The 10,838-nt window shown below is 61.7% G+C and carries 12 protein-coding genes; 4 read left to right on the forward strand and 8 right to left on the reverse strand.

What is annotated here, in order from left to right:
* Positions 1-14: 14 nt before the first annotated feature.
* Positions 15-653, reverse strand: coding sequence for a DUF305 domain-containing protein (locus tag V2B23_RS13350; protein ID WP_430950786.1), 639 nt, complete (start codon positions 651-653; stop codon positions 15-17).
* 212 nt (positions 654-865) lie between these two features.
* On the opposite strand from V2B23_RS13350, the gene V2B23_RS13355 reads away from it, so the two are divergent.
* On the forward strand, positions 866-1,585 hold the full coding sequence (locus V2B23_RS13355; RefSeq protein ID WP_430950787.1) for a response regulator transcription factor: 720 nt from the start codon (positions 866-868) through the stop codon (positions 1,583-1,585).
* Positions 1,582-2,670, forward strand: a complete 1,089-nt coding sequence (locus V2B23_RS13360) for a sensor histidine kinase (RefSeq protein ID WP_430950788.1) — start codon at positions 1,582-1,584, stop codon at positions 2,668-2,670. Before V2B23_RS13355 ends, V2B23_RS13360 begins: the two co-directional genes overlap by 4 nt.
* Positions 2,671-2,726: 56 nt before the next feature.
* On the opposite strand, the gene purQ is transcribed toward V2B23_RS13360, so the two are convergent.
* Together purQ and purS are read right to left on the reverse strand one after the other, a co-directional pair.
* Complete coding sequence (gene purQ / locus V2B23_RS13365) at positions 2,727-3,404, reverse strand: phosphoribosylformylglycinamidine synthase subunit PurQ (RefSeq protein ID WP_033233932.1); 678 nt, start codon at positions 3,402-3,404, stop codon at positions 2,727-2,729.
* Positions 3,401-3,640, reverse strand: a complete 240-nt coding sequence (purS, locus tag V2B23_RS13370) for a phosphoribosylformylglycinamidine synthase subunit PurS (protein ID WP_003945817.1) — start codon at positions 3,638-3,640, stop codon at positions 3,401-3,403. Before purS ends, purQ begins: the two co-directional genes overlap by 4 nt.
* Before the next feature lie 139 nt (positions 3,641-3,779).
* Between purS and V2B23_RS13375 the strand changes: the two genes are divergently transcribed.
* Positions 3,780-4,427, forward strand: coding sequence for an MBL fold metallo-hydrolase (locus tag V2B23_RS13375; RefSeq protein ID WP_430950789.1), 648 nt, complete (start codon positions 3,780-3,782; stop codon positions 4,425-4,427).
* A 26-nt stretch (positions 4,428-4,453) separates the two neighbouring features.
* On the opposite strand, the gene V2B23_RS13380 is transcribed toward V2B23_RS13375, so the two are convergent.
* The 3 genes from V2B23_RS13380 to V2B23_RS13390 form a co-directional block, all read right to left on the reverse strand.
* The gene (locus V2B23_RS13380; RefSeq protein WP_430950790.1) at positions 4,454-5,821 is read right to left on the reverse strand and encodes an Ig-like domain-containing protein; all 1,368 of its coding nucleotides are present in this window, start codon (positions 5,819-5,821) and stop codon (positions 4,454-4,456) included.
* Between the two features lie 229 nt (positions 5,822-6,050).
* Complete coding sequence (locus V2B23_RS13385) at positions 6,051-6,755, reverse strand: DUF2334 domain-containing protein (protein ID WP_430950791.1); 705 nt, start codon at positions 6,753-6,755, stop codon at positions 6,051-6,053.
* 70 nt (positions 6,756-6,825) lie between these two features.
* Entirely contained in the window at positions 6,826-7,323 is a 498-nt protein-coding gene (locus V2B23_RS13390) for a glutathione peroxidase (protein ID WP_430951150.1), read from the reverse strand.
* A gap of 280 nt (positions 7,324-7,603) precedes the next feature.
* On the opposite strand from V2B23_RS13390, the gene V2B23_RS13395 reads away from it, so the two are divergent.
* Positions 7,604-8,485, forward strand: a complete 882-nt coding sequence (locus V2B23_RS13395; RefSeq protein ID WP_430950792.1) for a pentapeptide repeat-containing protein — start codon at positions 7,604-7,606, stop codon at positions 8,483-8,485.
* Positions 8,486-8,677: 192 nt separating this feature from the next.
* Here the strand turns inward: V2B23_RS13395 and V2B23_RS13400 are convergent, their stop codons facing one another.
* Positions 8,678-9,343: a hypothetical protein gene (locus tag V2B23_RS13400; RefSeq protein ID WP_430950793.1), complete on the reverse strand. Its 666-nt coding sequence runs from the start codon at positions 9,341-9,343 to the stop codon at positions 8,678-8,680.
* 60 nt (positions 9,344-9,403) lie between these two features.
* Positions 9,404-10,816 (reverse strand): cation:dicarboxylate symporter family transporter, encoded by a 1,413-nt coding sequence (locus V2B23_RS13405; protein ID WP_430950794.1) that lies wholly within the window; start codon positions 10,814-10,816, stop codon positions 9,404-9,406.
* Positions 10,817-10,838 lie beyond the last annotated feature (22 nt).

Here is a 10,838-nt window from a genome sequence, read left to right on the forward strand (position 1 = left end):
AATCGCAGGCACCGCTACAAGACGGCCAGCATCGCTTGCATCTGCACAATCTCGGCCTGCTGAGCAGCGATGATCTCTTCTGCCAGCTTCTCGGCAGTTGGATCCAGCCCGGAGTCGAGTTCGGTCTGCGACATGGTGATCGCGCCGGTGTGATGTTCGATCATCATGGTCAGCCACATCTTGTCGAACTCGACACCCTGGGCATCCATCATCGCGGCCATGTCGTCATCCGACATCATGCCCGGCATGTCCGCCATTCCTACTCCGTGACCGGAATGGTCCATATCGCCTGCGGGGTTGGACGCCGGGTCCGGGCGCCCCCACTGTGTCAGCATTTCCGACATTTGCTGCATTTCCGGGTCCTGAGCAGCTTCGATCTGCGCTGCCAGCGCGATCAGTTCAGCGTTATCCGTCCGCCCCTCAACCATTTTTGCCATGTCGAGCGCCTGGGCGTGGTGCGGGTACATGCCCTCCAAGAACTCGATGTCCGCTGCGTTGACTCCCTGCGGGACCGCAGTCTGGGAGGCGGACATCGATGTCTCCGCTGCGGTCGTGGGCGCCGAATCACCGCTGTCCGAACAACCGGCGATCACCAACGCACCTGCTGCCAAGACGGGAACAAACTTCACATAACCACTCTTGAGAGAGAACATCACGACAACACTCCTGAAAATCCGACTTCACACGAAACTTATTACTGTGCAACGGCTTCGGAATTGAAAGCTTCGAAGCGTGCGTCCACCACCATACCGACGAGAGTGCGCCGAAGCCCGTGATAATCGATCGAAACGGAGTACCTTCATCGAATCTTCACAGTCCATCTGAAGGCGCCGATATCGCCTCGCTGCTGGGCTAACCTGACAACATGAACTCCGAATCCGGACACTCACGCGCCGAGGGAGCCGACCGCGTCCTGGTGGTCGAGGACGAACCGGCACTCGCCAAGGTGGTAGCCAATTACCTTGCACGCGAGGGTTTTAACGTCCGCATCGCGCATGACGGTCCGACCGCCGTCGCGGCTGCCCATGATTTCGAACCTTCGCTTGTCGTTCTGGATCTGATGCTTCCCGGATTCGACGGCATGGAAGTCTGCCGACGAATCCGCAGTTTCTCCGACGCCTACATTCTGATGTTGTCGGCCCGCGGAGACGAGTCCGACAAGGTCGCGGGACTCGCAGCCGGTGCCGACGACTACGTGGTCAAACCCTTCGGACCGCGCGAACTTGTCGCGCGCGTCAAAGCGCTTCTGCGTAGACCCCGGGCGTCGAGCCTGATGTCCGAACCGTTGCCGACGCCGGACGGTCTCGACATCGACCTCATCGCGCGGACCGTGCGCGTCGACGGAGCGTCCGTAGAACTCACCCCCACCGAGTTCGAACTTCTCACTGCCCTGGCGACCAGACCCGACGCCGCTCTGAGCCGAAACGACATCATCACGGCAGTCTGGGGTTCCTCGTGGTTCGGCGATCAGCACATCGTCGACGTCCACATCCGCGCGCTCCGACGCAAACTCGGCGACGACGCAGCAGATCCCCGATTCATCCGGACCGTGCGCGGCATGGGTTATGCATTGAGGTCGTCATGAACCGCCTCGGCCTGCGCGGCAGGTTGCTGGTCGCTCAGATTGTCGTTCTACTGGTGTGTTGCGTGACGATCGCTGCGGTCGCGCTCGGGGTCGCGGCTCCTCTGTTCCACAATCACCTCGCGATGGCCGGGATCGAAGACGACAACGTCCGCCTGCACACCGAAGAAGCCTTCAGCCAAACAATATTCGTGGCACTGTTGAGCGGCATAGCGGTTGCACTCATCGGCGCGAGTATCGCTGCGGTGTACGTCGTTCGGCGGATTACCGCACCTATCAGTCGGCTCGCGGTCGCGGCGCAGAGCGTCGCCGAAGGCAAGTACGACGTCCACATCGAGCACTCGGATGTCGACTCGGATTTCACGCGCCTGGAAGGCGCATTCTCAGACATGGCCGAGCGACTTGATCATTCCGATCGCGTCCGTAAGCGCCTGTTGGCGGATCTGGCCCACGAATTACGCACTCCGGTATCAACTTTGGCAGCTTACGTGGACGGCCTCGAGGATGGTGTACTCGAGGCCGACGGCACGTCATGGGCAGTGATGCGCGATCAGCTGGAACGACTGCGACGGCTCGCTCATGATCTCTCCGATGTTTCGGCGGCTGACGAGCACGCCCTGGATCTCATTCTCGCAGCCGACGACCTCAGCGATATCGTCTGCAGCACAACAACTGCGGTCGCACCACGGTTCGAGGAACGGGCCGTGACGCTGTCCACGGCAACACCTGCGCACCCGGTGAGAGTTCGGGTCGATCGCCAGCGGATCGAACAAATTCTGTCCAACCTTCTCGAGAATGCATTGCGGCACACGCCAGGCGGGGGAAACGTCACCGTAGCCGTCGCAGAATCGCCCGACCACGTTTCGGTCGCTGTCAGCGACACCGGCGAGGGCATCCCGGAGGATCAACTCGAGTCTGTGTTCGACAGGTTTCATCGCGGCGAGAGTTCCGACGGTTCCGGATTGGGGCTCACAATTGCGCGGAGTCTCGCACGTGCTCACGGCGGCACGTTGACGGCGCGGCCGAATCCGCTCGGCGGCACCACTCTCGAACTTGCACTGCCCGGGCAACTCGCATCGGACACATGAACAACAGCGCCCGCCAACCAGGTGAACTGGTGGGCGGGCGCTGCCGAAAAGATGTATCAGGCGTTGACGATGGAATCCAATGCCGAGTAGAACAAGCCGAGTCCGTCGTCGCTGGGGCCGGTGAGAGCCTCGGTGGCGTGCTCGGGGTGGGGCATGAGTCCGACGACGCGACCGTTGGCGGAGGAAATTCCCGCGATACGACGCTGTGAGCCGTTGGGGTTTTCTTCCGAGTAACGGAATACGACGCGGCCTTCGCCTTCGAGTTCGTCGAGAACGTTCTCGGATGCCTGGAAGCGACCTTCACCCGATTTGAGGGGGATGAGGATCTGAGCGCCGGCCTCGTAACGTGAAGACCAGGCCGTGTTGGTGGCTTCGACGGTCAGCCACTCGTCGCGGCAGATGAAGTGCAGCCCCTGGTTGCGGGTGAGGGCTCCGGGGAGCAAACCAGCTTCGCAGAGGATCTGGAAGCCATTGCAGATACCGAGAACGGGCATGCCGCCCTTGGCTGCTTCGACAACCTTGCCCATGGCCGGAGCGAACCGTGCGATCGCGCCACAGCGAAGGTAATCGCCGTAGGAGAATCCACCGGGGACGATGACTGCGTCGACGCCCTTGAGGTCGGCGTCGCCGTGCCACAGTGCCACAGCTTCACCGCCGGCCAAATTCACCGCGCGAGCTGCGTCGACATCGTCGAGCGTGCCCGGGAAGGTGATGACTCCGATTCGTGCGCTCATGCCTCGACTCGCCTGACGGTCCAATCCTCGATCACCGTGTTGGCCAGTAGGCCTTCGGCGATCTTCTCGAGCTCGGCATCTTCGACGCTGCCGTCGATTTCCAACTCGAACCGCTTGCCCTGACGGACATCGGATACTCCTGCAAAGCCCAGGCGAGACAGTGCCCCGACAATGGCCTGTCCCTGGGGGTCGAGAATCTCGGCCTTGGGCATGACTTCGACGACGACACGGGCCACGTGCTGCTCCTCGGTACTAGTGCGCGAACCCAGAGTGAAACACCGGGTATCGACGAGTTTACCGGGCGCGGTCTGGAACCTTCGCATCGAGTGAGAGCTGGGGTGACGCCCACCACCTGTTAAAGGCATACTCGAAATCATGCGACTGACACATTTTGGCCATTCCTGTGTACTTGTCGAATTGAACGGTTCGAAAATCCTCTTCGATCCGGGCAATTTTTCGCATGGTTTCGAGGGCATGACCGGCCTGGACGCCATTCTGGTGACGCATCAGCACCCGGATCACGCGGATCCGGAGCGTCTGCCCGCTCTTGTCGACGCGAATCCCGACGCGGCTTTGTACAGCGATCCGCAGACGGCAGCCAAGCTCGGCGGCCGGTGGAATGCTGTTCGGGCGGGTGAGCACTTCAGCATCGGTGAGGTCGAGGTGACCGGCGCCGGCGGCGAGCACGCGATCATTCATCCCGATCTGCCGATGATCGACAACACTGCTTTCCTACTCGGCGATGCCGTCAATCCGGCACAGTTCATGCACCCGGGTGACTCGTTGGTCGTGCCCGAGCAGTCCGTCGATGTTCTTGCTCTGCCTGCCGCTGCGCCGTGGTTGAAGATCTGGGAAGCCGTCGACTATCTCCGAGCGGTAGCTCCTCGTGTCGCCGTGCCTATTCATCAGGGCATACTCCGCGAGGAGGCAACGGGCATCTTCTACGGCCGGTACACGGACATGGCCCCCGCCGGCACCGAGTTCCGGGTGCTCGACGAGGAGTCCGATGTCGAGGTGGCGTAGCTAGAGTTTTCCGAGGCGAGTTTCTTCTACGCCTTCACCTTGACGATGATCCAGCCGGTGCTAGTCCCACCATTCGCGTCGGTGAGGGTGTAGAGAATCTTGTCGGTGCCCGTCTTCGTTCCGGCCTTGAACACCACTTTGCCGTTTTCGAGTTTCACGGTGCCCCCGAGCAGTGACGTTGCCTCGACACCGGTCACGGAGATCGAATCTCCGTTGCTGTCATGATCATTCGCGACTGCGTCGATCGTGGCCGAAGCACCGGATCGAACCTCCGCAGTGTCGAGTGCTGCGTAGGGCGGCAACGCGGTGGCCGTGTACCGGCCCAGGTCGTCAAGTCGAGCCGACGCGACCTCGGCGGCATCGACGATGGCGGCAAATTCTGTTCCGTCGAAGCGGGCCAGATCATTGCCGTTCATGATGGTGCGGCCCTCCGCGCTACCTCCGTGGTAGTCATCGGCATAAAAATTGTGTCCCAGTTCGTGACGGAGTACCCGGGAGAAGTTACCGTCGCCTTCCGCACCGACGTGCGCGTAGCTGTGATCGGTGAGGAACTTGGAGTAGTAGGCGTTTCCGCCACCGGACTTGCACACTACTGTCGCCTGATCGACGGTGGTGCCGACCTTGTCGGACCACTCAGTCTCGAGAGCATCGAAGTTTTCGCAGGATGTCTTGTACGGATCACTGGCTGCATCGGCCCGCAGCACGACTTGACCGATGACCGGCCGAATTCCCACGTCCCTCATCCAGATCGCTGCAGTTCGCGCAATCGATTCCTCGACGCGATCCAATGCAACTGCAGGACTTCCGTTTCCGTGCGCGGAGTACCACTCCCCGCTCAGATCCAATCCAATGTCGAACTGCTTCATGGTTTTTCCGACCGATGCAGCCGATGCCGGCGCGATCGCAGCGGTGGGCCAAGTGGGGGCCGCATCGGTCGGCGCGGAAGTACGGCTCACCACGGTCGAGCCGACAAAGTCGATAGAGGCACCTCGGTCGAAGATCACCTGTCCGCGAAGGGTACCGGTGGAGTCGACGACGGCGGCAACAACTGCGTCGCGATGACCGTCGACGCTTCCGAGATACGAGCGCGGCGCAGGCAACTCCGAATCAACAAGGGCTCCACCGGATTTCTGCACGGCCATCCGAAAATTCTTGCCGCGCAGATCTACCTTGTCCAACCGCAACGTCAAGGGCGAGCCCTGATCGTCGACGGTGACAACGAGCGCTCCTTGGCCCGATTCGCTCGATCCGCCGTCCAGGCTGCCAGAGGACAGCGAACCCAGATCGACGGGTGCCGCAGTTGCCACAGTTGGTACCAGTGCAGCGCAGGCGAGTGCGCCCACTGCCGCGACCAGACGTCGATTGGTCGACTTCGAGAACACTCGTGCGCGCATGGTTGTATTCCAGCCCGATCTACTAGCGGTAAATTAACTGGAAGCACCGTAGCATCGAACCAAAGCGTCGACCACACCCACGAAGATGTTTGTCCGCTTTGCCCACAAACGCTCGATTAACCAACAATCTCCTCGCTGATCAGACAAAAGGCAAAAGGCGCACCTTCCGAAGATCGGCCGAGAACTCAGCTGACCAATCCAGCTACTCGATAGTTGCCAGAAGCGACATTCAGGCTGCGCCCAGTTCCGATGCCGGCGAGTTCCACCGGTACACATTCGATGTCGCTTCATGGAAGAGTGCGAGGTCGATCGCGTCGAGCATGGCCCGACGCGGCCCTTCGTTCCCCAGCTGCTTGGCCGAAATCGACAGTCGGACAAGGCCGCCGCGCTTTGCGGTACGGCCGGCCCCGAGGATCAGGGCCCGGCACCACCACGGTTCGACTTTGAAACCCTCACCGATTCCGAGCACACGACCTCGCTGCGATGTTCCTCGCGCAAGGTCGTGCACAGCGCCGAGGCCGGCCATCGAGCGAAATCCGGCCTCCGGCAACACCGACATCGCTCCCGTGGAGGCCACCCACCGGGGCGGAGCGAACACTCTGGTGCGCAATCCTGCCTGCTCCAGCACTCGATCTGCTGCCAGCAAACGGAGTTTTGCCTCATGTCTGGACAGCGTCGCGAACTCCGCGCGTCGACGCTTGGTCGCCGCCTGATCGTAACCGTGCAATACGACGGCATCCCCGTGCTCGCGGCGTTCACGCAGCCAGGCAGCGGTGACGGCGTCGTCGGCGAGTCGGTATTTGTCTTTGAGCCTCGGTGCCACCAGGAGGGAAAGCCGCACTCCCCTGGCATCCATCTCGTCTGCGAAACCCGCAGCGAGATAACATGTCTCGTCTCTGATTCCGGACACTGACACGATCAGTTCAGCAGACATACCTCTGATGGTGGCAGCGCCGGGTGAACAACACACTGCCGCCGGATGATCATCCGGCGGCAGATGGTGGTCAGTTGTGCGGCAGAACCGCTTCGATGGCGGCAATGACCTCGGGAGCATCCGGCTCGGTGCGCGGACGGAAACGATTGACTACGGTTCCGTCCGGCGCGATGAGGAATTTCTCGAAGTTCCACTGAATGTCGCCGGCTTCGCCGTCCGCATCGGGAGTCTTGGTGAGTTCCGCGTACAGCGGGTGACGGTTCTCGCCGTTTACCTCGATCTTCTCCATCATGGGGAACGTGACGCCGTAAGTGGTGGAGCAGAAGGATTCGATCTCTTCGGCGGTGCCGGGTTCCTGGCCCATGAACTGGTTGCACGGGATACCGATCACGGTCAGGCCGCGATCTGCGTACTCGCTCGCCAGCTTCTCGAGCGTGGCGTATTGCGGGGTGAGACCGCACTTGGACGCGACGTTGACAACGAGCACGGCCCGGCCGTCGTATTCGCCCAGCGAGGTGGGTACGCCGCCAAGAGTGTTGATCACGATGTTCTGTACTGGAGTCATGATGTCCAACTTAGCGACTCTCGCGCCCACCGCTACGTCGATGCTCCGAGAATGCGATCGAGGTCGTCCAGAACGGTGAGGCCACCGAGCGATCCGACGCCGGTGATCCAGTACGACATGTCGAGGGCGCTTCCGGCCATGTGGGTCCATTGCCGAAGAGTGACCTAAAGAGGCCACCGTTTCGGGGTGTTTGATGCACAAATGTCCGTTATGTTCGCGAAGTGGTTACTTTTCTGGTGCCATGCCGCACCGTGTGGGGACCCCGATTGTGGAGGCCATATAGATGACGATTCTTGATTCTCAGTCTGGGCGGACTCGCATTCGTAGCACCCGCCTCGCCGCCCTGGTCGGCGGGATCGCGGTTGCCGCTTCCATGACGTTCGGTACCGCGGTCGGACCTGCTTCGGCAGAAACCGCCGCCGAATTCCTTGCCAGTCGGTGCGCAAATTACATCGCCAACCCCCAACCCTACGAGGCCGCCAGAAGCCATTGTGATGGGGCGGACCTGTCCGGCGTGGACCTGTCCGGCATGGACCTGTCCTGGGCGTTCCTGACCGAAGCGAACCTCACCGACACTGACCTCACCGGCGCTGACCTGCACGGCGCCTACATGGCTGACGCGAACCTGACCAACGCAACCCTGACCGGCGCGAACCTGGACTCCTCGTACTTGGGTCAAGCGAACCTGACCGGCGCGAACCTGGCCGACGCGAACCTCACCGACGCTGACCTGACCGACGCGAACCTCACCGACGCTGACCTCACCGACGCGAACCTCACCGACGCGAACCTCACCGAAGCGAACCTGACCGGCGCGAACCTGACCGGCGCGAACCTGACCTACACGCAACTGGGCGGCTCAACTCTTATGCCTGCCGACATCACTGTGGACGTTATGGACCCCGGATGGTCGTACGACGGAGCCGACGTAACATGGGCCACTCCCAGCATGCCCTCCGGAGTGCAATTCGGCCCCTGCAACTATTCCTCCGGGACGAAGTTTCCCACCGGCCTCACAGTCGTGACATGCGCCGTCACCACTTCCTATCCCAGCAACGGGAACAGCAATGGTTACTTCGCCGTCGATGTCATCGCCGGACCGAACTGGGGCGAACCACCAGTCACCGGATCCCTTGGCTCCCTGAACTCGTTCTTCGGCAGCTGACCTTCGCGGCAGTGCACCCGATATCAGTGCAGGCCGCCCCTGCAAAAACATTGTCCTCCAAACCCTTCCGTAGCGGTGGAAGACTACCGTTCGGGCTTCTCTCACCGATCAGTGTCCGAGAAACGATCGGTTGATGGACACAGCGGCTTCGATAGGAACACAGTCGAGCAATCAACTCAGCCTCCCCTAGAGCTACCGGTCACTGCCCGGCCGGGCAGTACCCACTGTTCCAAGCAGTGCATCGGCGAGGGGGTCTGCCGTGCTGGCGCCTGCGGCTACACCCCGAAGCAGAGCGTCGAAATCAGCGGCGACGATGGCGACGTCCTCGAACTCCGGCTCTCCCCCACGGACAACCTGACCGTCCGGTGCGAGCGCCAGGTACTCGTACCCATTGCGTACCGACAGCAGGACCGGGAGGTGAGTGGACCAGAAGGCGTTGATCGCCGCGCGCTCAGCCTGCCCGGAAGCAACCGCCAGGCTCTCGTGCCGGAACGCATCCCAGGGAAACGCCTCATCACTGATGCCGACCCCACCGGCATAGTTCTCCGCCGAGAGAAACCACACCTGGTCGTCGGAACTGGCAAGTACGGAGAACGAACTCACCCACTCGATGAGTTGATCACAAGCGCCGACCAGCGGTTGCGGAACTGGGGCAGAGGCCGATCGAGTAGGTTCTTCGCGAACCCAACCTGCGATCGACAGCGCGGCGGTTGCGTCGAGGTGAAGGCACATGGCCCCACGGTAGGTCAGGCCGTCTCGCACCATCAGCGCCGGTCGGAAACGTTCGACTGACGGAAAGCCTGCCACGAAAGAGGAACGAGACCGCCGCACGGTGAGTGCAACGGTCTCGTTCGTCATTCTCCGACCAGGATCACTGATCTGAAGTACGGGTTCCGCTCCAGCGGAGGGGCCAAACCTCTAGTGGTGGCTCACGAAGGACTGCTGGGTGCCGGTCGGTGCGGTTTCGAGTTTGTGCTGTTCGGCTTCGTCCTCGTCGTCCAGCATCGTCGCCTCGTTGAACGGAATCTTGCCGTCCAGAACATCGACGACGCGTTCCTTGTCGATGGTCTTCGTCCAGGAGCCGACGAGCAGGGTGGCGACGGCGTTGCCCGAGAAGTTGGTGAGAGCGCGAGCCTCGGACATGAAGCGGTCGATACCGACGATCAAGCCGACACCGTCGAGCAGTTCGGGACGGTGACTTTGCAGGCCGCCTGCAAGGGTCGCGAGTCCGGCGCCGCTGACTCCGGCTGCGCCCTTCGACGCGATGATCATGAACACCAGCAGGGAGAGCTGCTCACCGAACGCGAGTGGCTGACCCATCGCGTCGGCGATGAAGATGGAGGCCATCGTCAGGTAGATCGCGGTGCCGTCGAGGTTGAAGGAGTAGCCGGTCGGGACGACGATGCCGACGGTGGAGCGTTCGACGCCCACGTGCTCCATCTTGGCGATCAGACGTGGGAGTGCCGACTCGGAGGACGACGTCGCGAAGATGAGCAGGTATTCGCGAGCCAAGTACTTGACCAGCTTGAAGATGTTGAATCCGGTGACGGCGCGCAGCAGGGTGCCGAGTACACCGAAGATGAAGATCAAGCAGGTCAGGTAGAAGCCGATCATCAGTGTTCCGAGCTGGACCACGGCGTTCAGTCCGGTCTGGCCCACCACGCCGGCGATGGCACCGAAGGCACCGATCGGCGCGAGCCACAGGATCATGGTCAGGATCTTGAAGACCAGCTTCTGCAGGTGACCGATGCCCCTGAGAATCGGTTCACCGGACTTGCCGAGCGACTGGATCGCGAAGCCGACGAGCAGGGCGACAAACAGTGTCTGCAGCACGCTGCCCGCAGTCAGGGACGACAGCAACGACGTCGGGATGATCGACGCGACGAAGTCCCACGTTCCACCGGCACTGTGCGCTGCCGTGGTGAGCTTCTCGACGGACGCCGGGTTGGGCTCGATGTTCAGGCCGCTGCCCGGGTTGAGCAGGTTACCGACACCCAAGCCGATCGCCAGAGCAACAGTGGACATACCGATGAAGTAGGCAAGCGCCAGTCCGCCGACCTTGCCGACCTTGGCCGCTGCGCGCACCGAACCGATGCCGAGCACAATGGTGCAGAAGATGACCGGGCTGATCATCATCTTGATCAAGGCGACGAACAACGTGCCCAACACGGCGACCGACTTGCCGAATTCGGGCGCGAGCCAACCGACGAGAATGCCTCCGATGACGGCGACGATGACGCTCATGTAGAGCCAATGCGTCTTGTCGCGCTTCGCCGGAGTGCCCTCAGGCTGGGGTGAATCGTTTACTGTCCCTGTTGCCGTGACGCTCATGGGGATGTCCTTTGATGGAAAT

The organism is Rhodococcus sp. 24CO, from assembly GCF_050586165.1.
Lineage (GTDB): Bacteria > Actinomycetota > Actinomycetes > Mycobacteriales > Mycobacteriaceae > Rhodococcus_F.